The following is a 17,713-nucleotide window of genomic DNA, read 5'->3' as shown; positions in this document are numbered from 1 at the left end:
TTCGCCGTCGTCAACGCAGCCGGCTCAGGACCTTGCGCGACCGGTTTTTTGGCTCCGGGCACCGCGCCTGAAATAGTTCCTCACGATGTTCGCCATCCCTAGACTTCCCATACAGGGCGTCACTCGGGGGACTATGTAATGGGGCATGGAGTGCCTGAACTCGTACTCGAATTGAACGGACGGACCTGGACGCTCGACCCGTCCCGGTCCTACAGCCTGGGCAGGGATCCGCAGGGCGACATGGTGCTGGACGACGCCAGGGTCTCCTGGCGGCACGCCACCGTGCGCTGGGGCGGGCGCAGTTGGGTCATCGAAGACCAGGGCAGCACCAACGGCACGTACGTCCAGGGGCAGCGGATCCACCAGATGGAGATCGGCCCCGGCTCCGCGGTGCATCTCGGCAACGCCACGGACGGCCCGCGGCTGACCCTGTCCGGCAGTGCCGCGCCGGCCGGCGTGCACGGCGCGCCGACCGCGATGGCTCCGCCGCAGGCCGCCAGGCCCGCGCCGCAGCAGCAGGGCGCGCCGGGCTGGGCCGCGCCGCCGCACGCCCAGCAGCCGCCGGTCCATCAGGCGCCCGCCCACCAGGCCCCCGCCCACCACGCCCCGGCCCGTCAGGCACCCGCCCACCAGGCACCGCGCCAGCCCCCGGCCCACCAGGTGCCGCAGCAGGGCTGGAATCAGCAGCCGCAGGCCCCGTACGCCCAACAGCCCCCGCACGGCGGGCCCGCCGTGGCCCAGCAGCCCCCCGCGTCCCAGCAGCCCCCCGGGGACCGGTCCCGCGCCGCCGCCCCGCCGGTCTACGGCGACCGCAGCCCGACCACGTTCCACCGCCTCGACCTCGGCCGCGTCATGCGCATCGGCCGCGCGCTGGAGAACGAGCTGGTCGTCTCCGACCTCCAGGTCTCCCGGCACCACGCCGAGTTCCGGGCCACGCCCGACGGCCGCTTCGAGATCCACGACCTCGGCAGCCACAACGGTACGTACATCAACGGCCAGCCGGTCCCCAAGTCCGGCAAGGCGCCGGTCGGTCCGAACGACATCATCGGCGTCGGCCACTCCACCTTCCGGCTGGTCGGCGACCGGCTGGAGGAGTTCGTCGACACCGGTGAGGTGTCCTTCTCCGCCCGCCACCTGACCGTCACGGTCGACGGCGGCAAGCAGATCCTCAAGGACGTCTCCTTCGGCGTCCCGGAGAAGTCGCTGGTCGCGGTGATCGGCCCGTCCGGGTCCGGCAAGTCCACCCTGCTCAAGGCGCTGACCGGCTACCGGCCCGCCGACCAGGGCGACGTCCTGTACGACAACCGCAACCTCTACAAGCAGTTCGCCGAGCTGCGCCAGCGCATCGGCCTGGTCCCGCAGGACGACATCCTCCACAAGGAGCTGACCGTCCAGAAGGCCCTGAAGTACGCGGCCAAGCTGCGCTTCCCCGGTGACACCGCCGAGGCCGAGCGCACGGCCCGGATCGACGAGGTGCTGCGCGAGCTCAAGCTCGACATCCACAAGGACAAGAAGGTCACCTCCCTCTCCGGCGGCCAGCGCAAGCGCGTCTCGGTCGCCCTGGAGCTGCTGACCAAACCGTCCCTGATATTCCTGGACGAGCCGACCTCCGGCCTGGACCCGGGCATGGACCGCGACGTCATGCAGCTGCTGCGCGGCCTCGCCGACGACGGCCGTACGGTCCTGGTGGTCACCCACTCCGTCGCCGAGCTGGCCCTGTGCGACAAGCTGCTGGTGATGGCGCCGGGCGGCGGCGTGGCCTACTTCGGCCCGCCCGAGGAAGCGCTGAACTTCTTCCAGTACGACTCCTGGGCGGACGTCTTCTCCGCCTTCGAGAACTACCGCGACTACGACTGGATGGGCCGCTGGCGCGGCTCCCCGCACTACCAGATGTACGCCGCGGACATCGACGCCGTCGCCCCGCAGTCGGTCTCGGTCCAGGCACCCCCGGCCCGGATGCAGAAGTCGCAGAGCTGGGGCGCGCAGCTGTGGACCCTGATGCGGCGCTACGTCTCCGTGCTCGCCTCCGACCGCGGCTTCCTCGGCCTGATGCTGATCCTGCCGGCGGTGCTCGGCGTGGTGTCCATCCTCATCCCCAGCCAGCACGGCCTCGGCTACGGGCCCAAGGGCCCCAACCGCGACGCCAGTACGATCATGCTGATCCTGGCGGTCGGCATGTGCTTCTCGGGCGCCGCCAACTCGGTCCGTGAGCTGATCAAGGAGCGGGTCATCTACGAGCGCGAACGGGCCACCGGCCTGTCGCGTTCCGCGTACCTGATGTCCAAGGTGATCGTGCTCGGCGTGGTCACCGCCTTCCAGGGCGTGATCATCGCGGTGATCGGCTTCAGCCCGCGCAAGATGCCCACCGAGGGCGTGCTGCTCAAGAACCTGCCGGCCGTCGAGATGGGGCTCGCCGTCATCGCGCTCGGCTTCACCTCGATGATGTTCGGCCTGATCATCTCGGCGCTGGTCAAGACCGCCGAGAAGACCATGCCGCTGCTGGTCATGTTCGCCATCGTGCAGGTGGTCTTCACCGGTGTGCTCTTCCAGCTCTTCGACACGGTCGGCGTCGCGCAGGTGGCGTGGCTGATGCCGTCGCGCTGGGCGGTGGCCGCGATGGGCGCGACCGCCGACATGAACACGCTGCTGCCGTGGGAGGCGGGCAACCCCGACCCGCTGTGGAAGCACGAGGCGAGCGTCTACGCGATGGACCTGGTCATCCTGCTCGCCCTCGGCGTGGCCCTCGCCTTCGTGGTGGCCCGGCTGCTGCGCCGCCACGAGCCCGAGGTCATGCGCAAGTAGGGGCGCACGGCACGACGACGACCGCCGAGGGGCGGCACCCGGTGCGGGTGCCGCCCCTCGGCGGTCGCGCGTCCTGACGGGGACGGACGGCGTGGCCTACGCGGCGCGCGCCGGTCCGGCTCAGTACGCCGAGTTGACGTTGTCCATCGAGCCGTAGGTCGCGGCGGCGTACTTGCACGCGGCGGTGATGTTGGCGACCGGGTCGAAGATGTCCCAGGACGTGCCGTCGACGTGGTACGCCTGGAACGTCGGGTCGATGACCTGGAGCAGGCCCTTGGACGGGGTGCCCTGCTGCGCGTTGGAGTCGTAGCCGTTGACGGCCTGCGGGTTGCCGGTCGACTCGCGCATGATGTTGCGGTAGATGCCGTCGTAGGAGCCGGGGATGCCCTGCTTCTGCATGATGTCCAGCGACTCGCGGATCCAGCCGTCCAGGTCGTTGCTGTACGTCTTGGCCGGCTCCGGGGCCGGGGCGGCGGCGCGGTCGGCGGACCTGCTCGCGGCCTCCTGGTCCTTGCGCTCCTGGTCGGCCTTGGCCTTGGCGTCGGCCTCTTCCTTGGCCTTGGCGTCCTTCTCGGCGTCTTCGGCCTTCTTCTTGGCCTCGGCGGCGTCCTTCTCGGCCTGCTGGGCGGAGGCGTCCGCCTGCTTGCCGATGGTGTCCTGCTGGGTCTTGGCCGCGTTGTCGACCGCGCTGAAGGCGACCGGCTTGACGTTCTGGACGGCGGCCCGGTCGTGACCCTGCTCGGCGTCGGCCGAGCCCGGTACGACGGCGAAGACCAGGGCGGCGGCACCTGCCGCGGCGACGCCGGCGGCCGAGAGCTTGTGCGTCCGGTTCAGGCGGGCGTAGCCGGGAATGGCGTGCTTGGGCATGGGGGGACTGACCTCTATCCGACGGGGGTGCGCCGCTGTGGCCGGGAAAGGCGGTGAACGCCGAGTTCTGTCCACGGCGCCGAGCGACGGGAGTCATTGTTAGCGGCCGAAAATTCGACGAGCAAAGAGCCGCTTTACGATGCCGCTTAGTGGAACCCGGGGCGCGGATATCGCGTCACGGCCGGGTTCTCCCGGCGTCATCACCGGGTCCACCCCAGGTACAGCCCGCATCATCCAAAAGTCGTACGCATGCCGGAAAGCCACTAATGCCGTTCGTAAGTGACCTGGGTCCTATGTGCGGCGTCACACCGGGCACAAGGTTTAGTTGCCCGGTGTGATTGCCTTCGCACACTGCGTCAGTGAATTAGATCTCCACCAGCACCTGGTCCAGGGTCTTTCGGACCAGATCCGGTACGCGACAGTCCCGCGCCGGATATCCGACCGGAATCACGGCGAACGCCTTCTCGTTGGCCGGCCGCCCCAGCACCTCCTGGAGGAAGCGCATCGGACTCGGTGTGTGCACCAGCGCCGACAGACCCGACAGGTGCAGCGCGGACAGCAGCATCCCGACCGCGATGCCCACCGACTCGTCCACGTAGTAGTGCTTGTGCTTGCTGCCGTCCGGGCCCAGCCAGTACCGCTGCTGGAAGACGACGATCAGGTGCGGGGCGTCCGTCAGATGCGGTTTGATCTCGTCCGTGCCCAGCGGCCGCAGCGCCGCCAGCCACTCCTCGCCGAGCCGCCCCGCGTAGGAGACACGTTCCTCCTCCTCCGCGGCCTCCCGGATGCGCTGCCGCACCTCCGGGTTCTTGACCAGGACGAACGTCCAGGGTTGCTGATGCGCGCCGGAGGGCGCGGTGGCCGCGCAGGCGATGGCGTCCCGCACCACCTGCTCCGGCACCGGATCGGCGGAGAACTGCCGGACGGTCCGCCGCCGGTCCATCCGCTCCCGCAGGTCGGCGGCGCGGGCCAGCGATTCGCCGGCCGGCATCCGCTCCGGGTGGTACGGCACCGACCGGTAGGGATCGCCGTGGGTCGGTGTCCAGTTCCTCGTTGGTGTCGACATGCTCCGAGTCTGGAGGTCAGGCCGGCAGTACGAGGTGGAGATCCCCGAACTCGTGCCACCGGTACCGCTGCCGTGCGGCCTCCGCGTACGCCCGGCTCAGCGCGTCGCCGAAGCCCGCGCCGCCCGCGGCGGCCCGCCCCACCGCCTCCAGCGTCAGCAGGTGCGACGCCCCCGGCTCGTGCAGCCCGGTCAGCAGCCCGTGCACCGCCCGCACCCCGCGCTCCGGGGTGACGACCAGATCCGTCCACCCGGAGGCCGCCCGGATCCGTCCGTCCGGCCCGGCCGCGCTCTCCAGCGCCCGCGCCACCGTCGTCCCCACCGCCACCACCCGGCCGCCGCCCGCCCGCGCCGCGTTGATCTGCCACACCGTGGACGGCGGCACCGCGAAGCGCTCCGGGTACGGCGGCTCGTACGCCTCCGCCGACGCCACCCCCGTGTGCAGCGTCACCGGCGCGATCTGCACCCCCCGGCTCACCAGCCGCGCCACCAGGGACGCGGTGAACGGCCGCGCCGCACTCGGCATCCGCGCACTGCCCCCGCCGTCCGGCGAGCCCACCGCGAACACCGTCCGGTACGCGGCCGGCGGCTGGTCCCGGTCCGTGCAGCCGTACCGGATCGGCCGCCCGTACCGCCGCAGCACGTCCAGGACCGGCGCCCCCGACACCCGCGCCCACCACAGCCGTACGCCCCCGGGGTCCACCGGCGCCCGCAGCGTCAGCCGCGCGCCGCCCGGCAGCCGCACCACCGCGCCCGCCGGGCCGCCCGCCCGCTGCCGGGTACTGCCGCAACCGTCCGGCGTCCGCAGCTCCACCGCCCAGTCCCCGGCCGCCGCCTCCGGCCGCGGATACCGCCGGTCCGCCCGCGTCGAGAAGTGCACCACCACCGGCTCGCCGCGGCCCCGCCCGTCCCCGATCCGGCCGTCCACCGCCGCCGGCAGGGTGCGCGAGGTGTTCACCACCAGCACGTCCCCGGCCGACAGCAGTTCCGGCAGCTCCCGGAACGCGTGGTGCGCCGGCTCCGCCGTACCCCGGCTGACCAGGAGACGCACCGCGTTCCGTCCCAGGCCCGGCGCGCGCTGCTCGGCCGGCTCCCGCGCCGCCGGCTCGACCGGCACCCGCAGCACCTCGGCGGTCACCGGGCACCGCCCAGCAGGCCCGGCGCCGCGTGCCGCCCACTGGCCGCACCGGCGTCCAGCAGCCGCCCCGGCGCCGGTACGACCGTCTCGGGCAGCGGACGCCCGGAGCCGTCGCCGTCCGGCACGGCCGCCGCGTCGGAGCCGATGTTCAGTACGGCCCCACCGGAGCCGGGCGCTTTGGTGGTTTCTGTCCGTATAGGTGCAGCGCCATCCCCTATAGAAGGGGAAGGGGCGGACGCCGCGAAGAGCTGCGAGGCCCGCGGCAACGGCAGTGCCTTCTGTACGAGCCCCAACGGCGCCACCGCATTGACCTCCAGCGCAGCCCGCAGCCCGTCCAGCGGGTGCGCCTCCAGCCGCACCAGCGGCTCGGCACCCAGCACGCTCGCGCTGTTCACCGGCAGGTCCGGCCCGCCCAGCTCCCGCGCCGCGGCCACCAGCTCCGCCCGGTGCGCGGCGTCCGCCACGTCCCCCGGCAGCGCCATCACCCGCGCCCCCGCCCGGCGCATCCCCCGTGCCTCCTCCAGCGGCCCGGCCGACCTGGCGTCCACCACCAGGTCCCAGCCACGCCCGGCCAGCGCCGCGCCCGGCGCTCGCCCCAGCCCCTTCGATTTCGATGCTCCCGTGACGACCGCCACCGGCATGGCCCGCACCACCTCTCGCCTCGTCGGGCGCCGTCGCCGCCCCGATCCGCGTCCTCGCCGCTCACGCTAGGAACCGGACGGCCCGGGCCGCCTCGGGCAGCGGGCGGGACGGCCCAGGGCACTTCGCCCTAGGCCGGTGGGCCTAAGCGAAGGCCGCCGGTGGTCCGATACGGCTGTCAGTGCCCGCCGGTACCGTGAAGCCATGACCAACGGACCGGGAGACGGACACGGGCCGGGAGACGGGCCGGGCGCCGGGATCCCCGCCGTGAGCAGCGCGATCCTCGCCATGAGCCGGCACCTGGAGGTGCGCGACGTGCTCAAGACGATCGTCGCCTCCGCCCGCGAACTGCTCGACGCCGAGTACGCCGCCCTCGGCGTGCCCGACGACCACGGAGGCTTCGCCCAGTTCGTGGTCGACGGCGTCAGCGAGGAGCAGTGGAAGGCCATCGGCCCGCTGCCGCGCCAGCACGGCGTCCTCGCCGCGATGCTGCACCACGCCACCCCGGAGCGGCTCGCCGACGTCCGCACCGACCCCCGCTTCGGCGGCTGGCCCGCCGCCCACCCGGACATGTCCGACTTCATCGGCCTGCCGGTCGCCGACGGCGACGAGATCCTCGGCGCGCTCTTCCTCGCCAACAAGAAGTGCCCCAAGCCCGCGGGCGGCTGCGGCTTCACCGCCGAGGACGAACGGCTGCTCGGCATACTCGCCCAGCACGCCGCCATCGCCCTCACCAACGCCCGCCTCTACGAGCGCAGCCGCGAACTGACCATCGCGGGGGAGCGGGCCCGGCTCGCCCACGAACTGCACGACGCCGTCGCCCAGAAACTCTTCTCGCTCCGGCTGACCGCCCAGGCCGCCACCGCCCTGGTGGACCGCGACCCGGCCCGCGCCAAGGACGAGTTGCAGCAGGTCGCCGCCCTCGCCGCGGAAGCCGCCGACGAACTGCGCGCCGCCGTCGTCGAGTTGCGGCCCGCCGCCCTGGACGAGGACGGCCTCGTCGCCACCCTGCGCTCCCAGACCCAGGTCCTGGACCGCGCCCACCACGCACAGGTCACCTTCGAGGCCCAGGGCGTACGCGCCCTGCCCGCCGCCCAGGAGGAAGCACTGCTGCGGGTCGCCCAGGAGGCCCTGCACAACGCCCTGCGGCACGCCGGCGCCGACCGCGTCGAGGTCACCCTCGTACGCCACGGCCCGGGCGCCCTGCTGCGCGTCGCCGACGACGGCCGCGGCTTCGACACCGGCGCGGTCCGCCGCGCGGGCCGTCACCTGGGCCTGGTGTCGATGCGGGACCGGGCGAGCGGTGTCGGCGGCCGGCTCACCGTGGAATCGGAGCCCGGCAAGGGCACTGCTGTGGAGATGGAGGTACCCGGTGGGTGAAGACACGAGGGGCAGCGCGATGGGGGTCCCCCCGGGCGAAGCCCGGGGGAGTTCCGAACGAAGGGCGGTGGCGGGCGACGGGCGGGCCATCAGGGTCCTGCTGGTCGACGATCACCAGGTCGTCCGCCGCGGACTGCGCACGTTCCTGGAGGTCCAGGACGACATCGAGGTGGTGGGGGAGGCGTCCGACGGCGCCGAGGGCATCGCCGCCGCCGAGCAACTGCGCCCGGACGTCGTCCTGATGGACGTCAAGATGCCGGGCATGGACGGCATCGAAGCCCTCCGCAAGCTGCGCGAACTGGACAACCAGGCCCGCGTGCTGGTCGTCACCAGCTTCACCGAACAGCGCACCGTCGTCCCGGCACTCCGCGCGGGCGCCGCGGGCTACGTCTACAAGGACGTCGACCCGGACGCGCTGGCCGGCGCCATCCGTTCCGTGCACGCCGGACACGTCCTCCTCCAGCCCGAGGTGGCCGGCGCCCTCCTCTCCCAGGAGGACGGCAACAACGGGCAGGGGCGTGGCACCTCGCTGACCGAGCGGGAGCGTGAGGTCCTCGGCCTGATAGCGGACGGCCGCTCCAACCGCGAGATCGCCCGCGCGCTGGTGCTGTCCGAGAAGACCGTCAAGACCCATGTGTCCAACATCCTGATGAAGCTGGACCTGGCCGACCGCACCCAGGCCGCCCTCTGGGCGGTCCGGCACGGCATCGGCGCCTGAGGGACGGCGGCCGGGAGCCGCACCGGCGCCGGTCCGACTATCAGGACGTGCGCCGGTTCGCCGTCATCCCATCCGAGATTCATACCGTCGGGTGTACGTCACCCGTGTGGCGCAACCCGTCAGGCGTCCGGCCGTTCTCCATGACGTGCCGCGGAAGTCGACCGCGGCCGTCGTTAGGAGAGGTCAGAGAAGTGAAGAACATCAAGAGGGCCGTGGCCGTCACGATCGCCACGGGCGGACTCGCCGTCGCCGGTGCCGGTATCGCCTCCGCCCAGGGTGTCGCGCAGGGCCACGCCGTGAACTCCCCCGGCGTCGCCTCCGGCAACCTGCTCCAGGTCCCGGTGCACGTCCCGGTCAACGTCACCGGCAACACCGTCTCGGTCATCGGTGTCCTGAACCCGGCCTTCGGGAACCGCAGCCACAACTCCTGACCGCCTCCGCGCGACGGGCCGGCCCGGCCACCCACCCCCGACGGGCCGGCCTCGCCGAGCACCCGATGACCACCACCCCACGGCCCCGCGCCGACACGTGAGGAACACTTCCATGAACACCGCCAAGAAGGCCGCCTTCGTCCTCGCCACCGCCGGACTGGCCGCCGGTGCCGCCGCCGGGTCCGCCGCCGCGACCGGGAACGCGCACGCCAACGGCGCGGCCACCAAGTCCCCCGGTGTCCTCTCGGGCAACCTCGTACAGATCCCCGTGAACGTGCCCGTCAACGTCTCCGGCAACACCGTCAACGTCGTCGGCCTCCTCAACCCGGCCCACGGCAACGCCGCCGCGAACCGCTGACCCACGGCACACTCCGCCGCACCCCCGGACCGCGCCGGCACCCGCGGCCACCCGAAGGCCCCGCCCGACCGCACCCCGGTCGGCGGGGCCTTTTCCGTACGGAGGCGGCCCGGCCCCGCCCGCCGGCGCTCACCCCCGGCGCCGCTCCGCCTCCTCCACATACGCGTTGTACGCCGCCACCTGCGCCCGCCGGGCCGTACGCTCCACCGGCCGCAGCGCCTCGGCCCGCGCCGCCATCTCGGACGCGCTCACCGCACCGCCGTGCTCCCGCCCGTCCCCGCCGGCGCCCCGCGCGATACCGATCAGCGCGCCGACCCGCTGCGCCAGCTCCAGCACCCGCACCGCCCGCGGCGGATATCCGGGCGCCAGCACCTGCCGTCCGGCCTCGGCCCGCGCGCGGTACGCCTCCAGCGCCGCCTGCGCGACCGGCCCGGAACCCGCCACGTCCAGCCGGGAGAGCACCTCGGTCGCCTCCCGCAGCGCCTCCGCCAGCTCCCGCTCCGCCTCGCCGAGGGAGGGCACGTCCGCCGGGGGAGCGTCCCGTACGGGCAGGCAGTGCCAGACCACCTCCACATGCACGTCCTCGCGCGGCACCCCGGCGCCCTCGGGTCCGGACTCCCACACCTCCGGGACGAGCCCGAGCCCCGCCCCGGACGCCAGCACCGCTTCCTCGGCCTCCATCGCCCGCGCATTGAACTCCGCGGGGCCGCTCAGCCCCAGCGGATGCCCGGGCACCGGCAGCGCCACCCGCAGGCCGGTCGCCCCCAGCGCCCGCAACCGCCCCAGGGCGAGCGTCAGCCCGACCGGGCCCGGCTCCCCGGGCAGGCCCCGCACGCGGTGCACCGCGTCGTCGTCCGCGATCCGCTGCGCGGCTTCATCAGGTGAGACAAGCCCGGCCAACAGGGCATTTCCCCACGCGGCCAGCCGTCCCGAACGAGGTTCATCGAGCATGTCCCCAGCCTAAGGACAGGCACTGACATCGAGTGGCGTAGGTTTGCAGGGGGGATGCGCCCACAGGCGCACGAGACCGACCGATATGCAATGGGAGACAACGCGCTCATGAGCGATGTGCTGGAGCTGGTGGACGTATCCGTGGTCCGCGAAGGACGGGCTCTGGTGGACCAGGTCTCCTGGTCGGTCAAGGAGGGCGAGCGCTGGGTGATCCTCGGCCCCAACGGCGCCGGCAAGACCACCCTGCTCAACGTCGCCTCCAGCTACGTCTTCCCGAGCACCGGCACCGCCTCGATCCTCGGCGAGACCCTCGGCAAGGTCGACGTCTTCGACCTGCGCCCGCGCATCGGCGTGGCCGGCATCGCCCTCGCCGACAAGCTGCCGCGCAGCCAGACCGTCCTGCAGACCGTGCTCACCGCCGCCTACGGCATGACCGCCGGCTGGCGCGAGCAGTACGAGGACATCGACGAGCAGCGCGCCCGCGCCTTCCTCGACCGGCTCGGCATGAACGAGTACCTCGACCGGAAGTTCGGCACCCTCTCCGAAGGCGAGCGCAAGCGCACCCTCATCGCCCGCGCGATGATGACCGACCCCGAGCTGCTCCTCCTGGACGAGCCCGCGGCCGGCCTCGACCTCGGCGGCCGCGAAGACCTCGTACGCCGCCTCGGCCGGCTCGCCCGCGACCCGTACGCCCCCTCCATGATCATGGTCACCCACCACGTCGAGGAGATCCCCCCGGGCTTCACCCACGTCCTGATGATCCGCCAGGGCAAGGTCCTGTCCGCCGGACCGCTCGACCTGGAACTGACCTCCAGCAACCTCTCGCACTGCTTCGGCCTGCCGCTGGTCGTCGAGCGCAACGGCGACCGCTGGACCGCGCAGGGCCTGCCGCTCTCCTGAAGGGCCCCTTCCTGAAGAGCGCGGCACCACCGCGCCCTTCCTGACCGGACGGCCCCTGTCCCGGGCCGTCCGGCGGATCTACCATGAAGGCGTGGATCCATGGGTGTGGTGGCTCATCGCCGCCGTAGGACTGGGCATTCCGCTCGTCGTGACCGCGATGCCCGAGTTCGGCATGCTCGCGGTCGGTGCCGTCGCCGGTGCCGTCACCGCGGGACTCGGCGGAGGCACGGTCATGCAGTTCGTCGTCTTCGCCGCCGTCTCGGTCGCGCTCATCGCGGTGGTACGCCCCATCGCCAACCGCCACCGGAACCAACGCCCGCAACTGGCCTCGGGGATCGACGCCCTCAAGGGCCGCTCCGCCACCGTCCTGGAACGGGTCGACGCCTCGGGCGGCCGGGTCAAGCTGGGCGGCGAGGTCTGGTCCGCCCGAGCGCTGGACGGGGACCAGGTCTACGAACCGGGCCAGAAGGTGGACGTGGTGGAGATCGAAGGTGCCACCGCGGTCGTCATGTGAGCGTTCAAGCCAGTCGTCGTACGAGCGCACGGATGAGGCGAAGCGCCTGCGTGGCGGCCGGCCGCTCTGAAAGACTCGATCAAGACCAGGCCGGCACAGGCCGCCGCAGTCAGCAACCGAGGGGTACCGGGGAGCCGCAGTGCAACCGATCATCATCGTCCTGATCATCCTGGTGGTGCTCGTTTTCGTCGCACTCATCAAAACGATCCAGGTCATCCCGCAGGCCAGCGCCGCCATCGTCGAGCGCTTCGGCCGTTACACCCGCACCCTGAACGCGGGCCTGAACATCGTCGTCCCGTTCATCGACTCCATCCGCAACCGCATCGACCTGCGCGAACAGGTCGTCCCCTTCCCGCCGCAGCCGGTGATCACCCAGGACAACCTGGTCGTGAACATCGACACCGTCATCTACTACCAGGTCACCGACGCGCGCGCCGCGACGTACGAGGTCGCCAGCTACATCCAGGCGATCGAGCAGCTCACCGTCACGACCCTGCGCAACATCATCGGCGGTATGGACCTGGAGCGGACCCTGACCTCCCGCGAGGAGATCAACGCGGCCCTGCGCGGCGTTCTGGACGAGGCCACCGGCAAGTGGGGCATCCGCGTCAACCGCGTCGAGCTCAAGGCCATCGAGCCGCCGACCTCCATCCAGGACTCGATGGAGAAGCAGATGCGCGCCGACCGTGACAAGCGCGCCGCCATCCTCCAGGCCGAAGGTGTCCGGCAGTCCCAGATCCTCACCGCCGAAGGTGAGAAGCAGTCCTCGATCCTGCGCGCCGAAGGTGAGGCCAAGGCCGCCGCGCTGCGCGCCGAGGGCGAGGCCCAGGCGATCCGGGTGGTCTTCGAGTCCATCCACGCCGGCGACCCGGACCAGAAGCTGCTGTCCTACCAGTACCTCCAGATGCTGCCGAAGATCGCCGAGGGGGACGCCAACAAGCTCTGGATCGTGCCCAGCGAGATCGGCGACGCCCTCAAGGGCCTCGGCGGCGCCATCAACAGCTTCAACCCCGCGGGCGGCGGCGCCCCGGCCGGCGGCCCCGGCATGACCAAGTCCGCCCCGCACCGCGAACAGCCCCCCATCGACTGACCCGGTTCCTCCCAGGACCGGCCCGGTTCCTCCCAGGGCCCGCCCCCGGCAGCACGCGCGCAGTGCTGTTACCGGGGGCGGGCCCTGGTGCATGATCAGGCCGGACCGTACCGATCATGTACGAGGGAGCCCGTATGACCGTCTGGGAAGCGCTCGCCGTCTTCGGCGCGGGCGGTGCGGCCGGCGCGATCAACGTCGTCGTCGGCTCCGGAACCCTGATCACCTTCCCGGTCCTGCTGGCCGTCGGTCTGCCACCGGTCACCGCCAACGTCTCCAACACCCTCGGCCTGGTGCCCGGTTCGCTCAGCGGCGCCTTCGGCTACCGCCGCGAACTGGCCGGCCAGGCACACCGCATACGCCGCTTCGGCGCCGCGGCCCTGGCCGGCGGCCTGATCGGCGCGGCCCTCCTCCTGGTGCTGCCGTCCGACGCCTTCGACGCGATCGTGCCCGCCCTGATCGCCGTGGCGCTCGTCCTCGTCGTCCTCCAGCCCCGGCTCGCCGCCGCCCTGCGCGCCCGCCGCGAACGCAACGGCACCACCGTCCGGACGGACGGTGGTGCCCTGCTGCTGACCGGACTCTTCTTCGCGAGCATGTACGGCGGCTACTTCGGCGCCGCCCAAGGGGTCATCTACCTCTCCCTGATGGGCCTGCTGCTCAGCGAGGACCTGCAACGCCTCAACGCCGTCAAGAACGTACTGGCCCTGTTCGTCAACGGCGTCGCCGCGCTGTTCTTCCTCTTCGCCGCGCCCATCGACTGGCTCGCCGTCGTCCTCATCGCCGCGGGCTCGGCCCTCGGCGGCCTGCTCGGCGCCAGGATCGGCCGCCGGCTGCCACCCGCCGTACTGCGCGGAGTGATCGTCGCCGTCGGCATCGCGGCGATCACCCAACTGCTGCTGAGGTGACCCGTCCGGACGCTACGCCGACAGCCCCAGCCACTCCGGCAGCTCCTCCCGTACGGAACCGGCCAGCGCCGCCACCAGCGCATCGGCGGGCGTCGGCTCGAACGGCCGGGTCAGCAGCCGCATCCCCGCCTGCTCCGGCGTCCGGTCCGCCTTGCGGTGATTGTCCTCGACGCAGGACGCGACCGTGTTCAGCCAGCTGTCCCCGCCGCCGCGCGACCGCGGCACGATGTGGTCCACGGTCGTCGCCCGCCGCCCGCAGTACGCGCACCGGTGCTGGTCACGCACCAGCACACCCCGCCGCGACCACGCCGCCTGTCTTCGGAACGGCACCCGTACGTACCGGCTCAGCCGGATCACCCGAGGTACCGGCACCTCCACCGCCGCGGCCCGGATCCGCAGCCCCGGATGCGCCTGCTCGACCACGGCCTTGTCCTGCATGACCAGCACCACCGCCCGCCGCAGCGACACCGTCGCCAGCGGCTCGAAGCTCGCGTTGAGCACCAGTGTCTCGCGCATCCCGTCCACCTCCCGGTCCCCGTTCGCCGCTCGGCGAAGTGGCTCCACTGTGCAGCTCCAGTGATCCCCTGGACAACGCAATTTCCGCACGCCACAAGGGAGATGGGAGATGACGGGGAGGTGAAGGTACGGGTGCGCGGAAGGGGGCGGAAGGAAGCACGCCGCGGCGCGGAGCGGGCGGCACGCTCCGGGGCCCCACCCCCGTGCGTTCGCCGGGACCCCGGAGCGTATGGCAGCCGATGCGGCCGTCCGACACGAGAACGGACTCCGGCAGACGGCCGGCGACACACCTGCGCCCGCCGTCCCCGCCGCTGCGGTACCGGCTGCCCGACGGCCGTCCTGCGCGCCGTTTGCCAGCCATGCACCACTGTGCGAGCGGAAGCGCCGGGGCGCAACGGAATTAGGGCCGGTGTCCGTACCGGGCGGAAACGGCCCGGTACGGACACCGGCCCCCTGTTCAGCTACCGGCCGGCACCTCGTACTCGCCGATGAGCTGCGCCCGCCCGATCGCGTGGAACCGCAGATTGAAGCCGACCACGGCCGGCGTCGCGTCCGCGTCCGGGCCCAGCTTCTCCTGGTCCACCGCGTACACGGTGAAGACGTAGCGGTGCGGCCCGTCACCGGGCGGCGGCGCCGCACCCGTGAAGTCCGGCGACCCCGCGTCGTTGCGTACGTGCACGGCGCCCTCCGGCAGCCCCTTCATGGCACCGCTGCCGGCACCGGCGGGCAGCTCGGTGACCGACGCGGGGATGTCGAACACCGTCCAGTGCCAGAAACCACTGCCGGTCGGCGCGTCCGGGTCGAAGCAGGTGACCGCGTAGCTGCGGGTCCCCTCCGGCGCGCCTTCCCACCGCAGGTGCGGCGAGGTGTTGCCCTCCGCCTGCACCTGCGCCGACGGAAGCCTGCCGCCGTCGGTCACCTCGTCGCTCACCACGGTGAACCCGGCCACCGGCGGATGGAAATCGTGCGGGAGCGGCCGGCGCTTGAGCTCGGACACCTGGGCACCTCCTGAGTCGCGAATGGACACCTGTCCGGCCAGGTTAGATCCTGCGCCGCGACCCCCGGCGCCCGGCCGGGGTGCGGACACGGGCCCGTCAGAGCCAGTTGCGCCGGCCGCCGACCTCGGCCAGCCACTGGTTGAGGTACGCCGCCCAGTCGGTCGCCTGATAGCCGTCCAGCGGCACCACGAACGAGCGGTACGTGTCGCTGCCCTCGCTGAACAGCCCCGGCTTCTTGTCCATCTCCAGCACCACGTCCATCTCCCGGTCGTCCGCCACGAAGGACAGCTCGACCTGATTCAGGCCCCGGTACTGCTGCGGCGCGTGGAACTCGATCTCCTGGTAGAAGGGCAGCCGCTGCCGGGTACCGCGGATGTGCCCCTGCTCCAGGTCCGCGCTCTTGAACCGGAACCCGAGCCGGCCGAAGGCGTCCAGCAGGGCCTGCTGCGCGGGCAGCGGATGCACGTTGACCGGGTCGAGGTCGCCGGAGTCCACCGCACGGGCGATCGCCAGCTCCGTCGTCACCCCGACGTGCATCCCGTGCAGCTGCTGCCCGAGGAACGTCGTCACCGGCGTCTCCCACGGGATCTCCAGCCCGAACGGCACCGTGTGCACCGCGCCGGCCTGCACCTCGAAGGCCCCGCCGAGCCGGAGCTTGGTGAACTCGACGTCCCGCTTGTACTCCTGCTCACCGCCCTCGACCTCCACCCGCGCCTGGAGGCCCACCGACAGCTTCTCGATCTGCTGGGCGACCGAACCGCCCTCGATCCGCACCTCGCCCTGCACGACCCCGCCCGGCACGACGTTCTCCTCGAAGAGCACCGTCTCCACCGACGCGCCTCCGGCCCCCAAGCTGGCCAGCAGCTTCTTGAACCCCATGCTCGTTCCTCCCCAGGCAGACGCCTGTACCTCGTGTGATGCGCCGTGATCCCGGCCGGTCCGTTCCCTACCCACGCCGGACGGCCGCCGCCGGTTCCGCGGCGACCGGTTCCGTGGGCGCCACCCTCCCAACGGAACGCCCCGGTGGCCAGTCGCCCCCCGGTGCTTCGCGTCGCTCTCCGTTACCCTTGATCCGCATGATCGTCGCACCGGACCGCCGACCGCTCACGCGGGACTTCTTCGACCGTCCCGTCCTGGACGTCGCGCCTGAGCTGCTCGGCCGCACTCTCGTACGCCGCACCCCGCAGGGGCCGATCGAACTGCGCATCACCGAGGTCGAGGCATACAACGGCTCCTCGGACCCGGGCTCCCACGCCTACCGGGGACGTACCGCGCGCAACGCCTCGATGTTCGGACCTCCCGGTCACGCGTACGTGTATTTCATCTACGGCATGTGGTTCAGCCTCAACCTGGTCTGCAACAAGGAGGACACCGCCAGCGGTGTGCTGCTCCGGGCCGGCGAAGTGCTCACCGGAACGGAGCAGGCAGCCGAACGCCGTCCGAAGGCGCGCAACGCCCGCGAACTGGCCAAGGGCCCGGCCCGGCTCGCCACCGCCCTCGACATCGACCGCTCCCTGGACGGCACGGACATCTGCTCCACCGACCCGGACCAGCCGCTCACCGTCCTGCACGGCCACCCGGCGGAGGCCGCCGAGGTGCTCAACGGGCCGCGTACGGGCATCAGTGGCGAGGGCGCCGTGCACCCGTGGCGCTTCTGGATCGACGGCGACCCCACCGTCAGCCCGTACCGCGCCCACGTGCCGCGCAAGCGCCGGAGCAGGGCTGCTTGACTCTGCGCTCCGGACCGCCTAACGTGGCCCGAGCCGCTTGACACGGGCAGCGCTGTCTGCGCGGGCCGCCGAGCGACGCAAACCCACTACCTACGAACGATCACCCCCGGCGGGGTCTTGTTTCGCTTGCCGAAATTCGAAGCCGCCACGGCGCGATTATGTGCCGCACGGGAATTCGCCTAAAGTAGTGATCACGCCGAAAGGCGTAACACACCCCGCCGACGGGGCATCGGAAACGAATTCGATCCGGCAACGGACCGGGAATCGGATCTGATAACGTCGGAAGGGCCGGAAAGCGAGAGCTGAACGGCCGCCCCGCTCCAGCAGGGGCCGGAAACGGAAAGCGGAAACGCCGAACGGATCTGGTAAGGTTGGAACCGCGAAGAAGCCGAAAGGCCGAAACGCACCGGCGAAAATCAGCACCGCGAGGATCTGATAGAGTCGGAAACGCAAGACCGAAGGGAAGCGCCCGGAGAGCCTGGTGAAACAGGCACAAAGGAAGCGTCCGTTCCTTGAGAACTCAACAGCGTGCCAAAAGTCAACGCCAAATATGTTGATACCCCGTCCACCGGCACACGCCGGAGGATGAGGTTCCTTTGAAAAGCCCACCAGCACCTTCACGGTGCGGGTGGCACACACAGCGAGGACGCTGTGAACGGGAAGCCTATTCCGCTTCCTGTTCCGCTCTCGTGTGTGTTACCGGGAGAACCCGGAAA

The 17,713-nt window shown here is 71.8% G+C and carries 18 protein-coding genes; 10 read left to right on the top strand and 8 right to left on the bottom strand.

What is annotated here, in order from left to right; genetic code table 11:
- Positions 1-138: 138 nt before the first annotated feature.
- Positions 139-2,802, top strand: a complete 2,664-nt coding sequence (locus AB0A97_RS00090; RefSeq protein WP_361142203.1) for an FHA domain-containing protein — start codon at positions 139-141, stop codon at positions 2,800-2,802.
- Between the two features lie 120 nt (positions 2,803-2,922).
- Here AB0A97_RS00090 and AB0A97_RS00085 read toward each other — a convergent pair whose 3' ends face one another.
- The 4 genes from AB0A97_RS00085 to AB0A97_RS00070 form a co-directional block, all read right to left on the bottom strand.
- The gene (locus tag AB0A97_RS00085; protein WP_361142201.1) at positions 2,923-3,669 is read right to left on the bottom strand and encodes a transglycosylase SLT domain-containing protein; all 747 of its coding nucleotides are present in this window, start codon (positions 3,667-3,669) and stop codon (positions 2,923-2,925) included.
- Between the two features lie 364 nt (positions 3,670-4,033).
- Entirely contained in the window at positions 4,034-4,735 is a 702-nt protein-coding gene (locus AB0A97_RS00080) for a nitroreductase family protein (RefSeq protein ID WP_361142198.1), read from the bottom strand.
- A gap of 16 nt (positions 4,736-4,751) precedes the next feature.
- Positions 4,752-5,870 carry an S-adenosylmethionine:tRNA ribosyltransferase-isomerase gene (locus tag AB0A97_RS00075; protein ID WP_361142195.1) on the bottom strand — a complete coding sequence of 373 codons (1,119 nt, stop codon included), beginning with the start codon at positions 5,868-5,870 and terminating at the stop codon, positions 4,752-4,754.
- Positions 5,867-6,511 (bottom strand): SDR family oxidoreductase, encoded by a 645-nt coding sequence (locus AB0A97_RS00070; protein ID WP_361142193.1) that lies wholly within the window; start codon positions 6,509-6,511, stop codon positions 5,867-5,869. Before AB0A97_RS00070 ends, AB0A97_RS00075 begins: the two co-directional genes overlap by 4 nt.
- Before the next feature lie 202 nt (positions 6,512-6,713).
- Between AB0A97_RS00070 and AB0A97_RS00065 the strand changes: the two genes are divergently transcribed.
- The 4 genes from AB0A97_RS00065 (at position 6,714) to AB0A97_RS00050 (ending at position 9,396) form a co-directional block, all read left to right on the top strand.
- Positions 6,714-7,889 (top strand): GAF domain-containing sensor histidine kinase, encoded by a 1,176-nt coding sequence (locus AB0A97_RS00065; protein WP_361142190.1) that lies wholly within the window; start codon positions 6,714-6,716, stop codon positions 7,887-7,889.
- A 19-nt stretch (positions 7,890-7,908) separates the two neighbouring features.
- The gene (locus AB0A97_RS00060; RefSeq protein WP_361142187.1) at positions 7,909-8,607 is read left to right on the top strand and encodes a response regulator transcription factor; all 699 of its coding nucleotides are present in this window, start codon (positions 7,909-7,911) and stop codon (positions 8,605-8,607) included.
- Between the two features lie 191 nt (positions 8,608-8,798).
- Positions 8,799-9,038 carry a chaplin gene (locus AB0A97_RS00055; RefSeq protein WP_361142185.1) on the top strand — a complete coding sequence of 80 codons (240 nt, stop codon included), beginning with the start codon at positions 8,799-8,801 and terminating at the stop codon, positions 9,036-9,038.
- Positions 9,039-9,150: 112 nt separating this feature from the next.
- Complete coding sequence (locus AB0A97_RS00050) at positions 9,151-9,396, top strand: chaplin (protein ID WP_361142182.1); 246 nt, start codon at positions 9,151-9,153, stop codon at positions 9,394-9,396.
- A 129-nt stretch (positions 9,397-9,525) separates the two neighbouring features.
- On the opposite strand, the gene AB0A97_RS00045 is transcribed toward AB0A97_RS00050, so the two are convergent.
- Positions 9,526-10,347, bottom strand: a complete 822-nt coding sequence (locus AB0A97_RS00045) for a hypothetical protein (RefSeq protein WP_361142180.1) — start codon at positions 10,345-10,347, stop codon at positions 9,526-9,528.
- Positions 10,348-10,455: 108 nt separating this feature from the next.
- Here AB0A97_RS00045 and AB0A97_RS00040 point away from each other — a divergent pair, with 108 nt between their 5' ends.
- From AB0A97_RS00040 to AB0A97_RS00025, 4 genes are all read left to right on the top strand, one after another.
- Positions 10,456-11,247, top strand: coding sequence for an ABC transporter ATP-binding protein (locus tag AB0A97_RS00040; RefSeq protein WP_030021395.1), 792 nt, complete (start codon positions 10,456-10,458; stop codon positions 11,245-11,247).
- 103 nt (positions 11,248-11,350) lie between these two features.
- A complete protein-coding gene (locus AB0A97_RS00035; protein ID WP_030021396.1) occupies positions 11,351-11,761 on the top strand; it encodes an NfeD family protein in 411 nt (136 codons plus the stop codon).
- A 139-nt stretch (positions 11,762-11,900) separates the two neighbouring features.
- Entirely contained in the window at positions 11,901-12,851 is a 951-nt protein-coding gene (locus AB0A97_RS00030) for an SPFH domain-containing protein (RefSeq protein WP_361142177.1), read from the top strand.
- 134 nt (positions 12,852-12,985) lie between these two features.
- The gene (locus tag AB0A97_RS00025) at positions 12,986-13,753 is read left to right on the top strand and encodes a sulfite exporter TauE/SafE family protein (RefSeq protein WP_361142174.1); all 768 of its coding nucleotides are present in this window, start codon (positions 12,986-12,988) and stop codon (positions 13,751-13,753) included.
- Between the two features lie 12 nt (positions 13,754-13,765).
- Here the strand turns inward: AB0A97_RS00025 and AB0A97_RS00020 are convergent, their stop codons facing one another.
- The 3 genes from AB0A97_RS00020 to AB0A97_RS00010 all read right to left on the bottom strand — a co-directional run bounded on the left by AB0A97_RS00020 (position 13,766) and on the right by AB0A97_RS00010 (position 16,146).
- Positions 13,766-14,269, bottom strand: coding sequence for an HNH endonuclease (locus AB0A97_RS00020; protein WP_361142171.1), 504 nt, complete (start codon positions 14,267-14,269; stop codon positions 13,766-13,768).
- 457 nt (positions 14,270-14,726) lie between these two features.
- Positions 14,727-15,266: a YbhB/YbcL family Raf kinase inhibitor-like protein gene (locus tag AB0A97_RS00015; protein WP_361142169.1), complete on the bottom strand. Its 540-nt coding sequence runs from the start codon at positions 15,264-15,266 to the stop codon at positions 14,727-14,729.
- 97 nt (positions 15,267-15,363) lie between these two features.
- A complete protein-coding gene (locus AB0A97_RS00010) occupies positions 15,364-16,146 on the bottom strand; it encodes a sporulation protein (RefSeq protein WP_361142166.1) in 783 nt (260 codons plus the stop codon).
- Positions 16,147-16,343: 197 nt separating this feature from the next.
- Here AB0A97_RS00010 and AB0A97_RS00005 point away from each other — a divergent pair, with 197 nt between their 5' ends.
- Positions 16,344-16,997 (top strand): DNA-3-methyladenine glycosylase, encoded by a 654-nt coding sequence (locus AB0A97_RS00005; protein ID WP_361142163.1) that lies wholly within the window; start codon positions 16,344-16,346, stop codon positions 16,995-16,997.
- The last annotated feature ends 716 nt before the right edge of the window (positions 16,998-17,713 follow it).

It is taken from the genome of Streptomyces sp. NPDC045470, from assembly GCF_040646595.1.
Lineage (GTDB): Bacteria > Actinomycetota > Actinomycetes > Streptomycetales > Streptomycetaceae > Streptomyces.
This window is presented reverse-complemented; position numbering and strand designations above follow the sequence as displayed.

Excerpts from the sequence above, each read along its gene's own strand:
- AB0A97_RS00005 (WP_361142163.1), top strand. The coding sequence starts at position 16,344 with ATGATCGTCGCACCGGACCGCCGACCGCTCACGCGGGACTTCTTCGAC.
- AB0A97_RS00025 (WP_361142174.1), top strand. The coding sequence starts at position 12,986 with ATGACCGTCTGGGAAGCGCTCGCCGTCTTCGGCGCGGGCGGTGCGGCC.
- AB0A97_RS00090 (WP_361142203.1), top strand. The coding sequence starts at position 139 with ATGGGGCATGGAGTGCCTGAACTCGTACTCGAATTGAACGGACGGACC.
- AB0A97_RS00045 (WP_361142180.1), bottom strand. The coding sequence starts at position 10,347 with ATGCTCGATGAACCTCGTTCGGGACGGCTGGCCGCGTGGGGAAATGCC.
- AB0A97_RS00040 (WP_030021395.1), top strand. The coding sequence starts at position 10,456 with ATGAGCGATGTGCTGGAGCTGGTGGACGTATCCGTGGTCCGCGAAGGA.
- AB0A97_RS00050 (WP_361142182.1), top strand. The coding sequence starts at position 9,151 with ATGAACACCGCCAAGAAGGCCGCCTTCGTCCTCGCCACCGCCGGACTG.
- AB0A97_RS00060 (WP_361142187.1), top strand. The coding sequence starts at position 7,909 with ATGGGGGTCCCCCCGGGCGAAGCCCGGGGGAGTTCCGAACGAAGGGCG.
- AB0A97_RS00085 (WP_361142201.1), bottom strand. The coding sequence starts at position 3,669 with ATGCCCAAGCACGCCATTCCCGGCTACGCCCGCCTGAACCGGACGCAC.
- AB0A97_RS00065 (WP_361142190.1), top strand. The coding sequence starts at position 6,714 with ATGACCAACGGACCGGGAGACGGACACGGGCCGGGAGACGGGCCGGGC.
- AB0A97_RS00020 (WP_361142171.1), bottom strand. The coding sequence starts at position 14,269 with ATGCGCGAGACACTGGTGCTCAACGCGAGCTTCGAGCCGCTGGCGACG.
- AB0A97_RS00010 (WP_361142166.1), bottom strand. The coding sequence starts at position 16,146 with ATGGGGTTCAAGAAGCTGCTGGCCAGCTTGGGGGCCGGAGGCGCGTCG.
- AB0A97_RS00080 (WP_361142198.1), bottom strand. The coding sequence starts at position 4,735 with ATGTCGACACCAACGAGGAACTGGACACCGACCCACGGCGATCCCTAC.
- AB0A97_RS00070 (WP_361142193.1), bottom strand. The coding sequence starts at position 6,511 with ATGCCGGTGGCGGTCGTCACGGGAGCATCGAAATCGAAGGGGCTGGGG.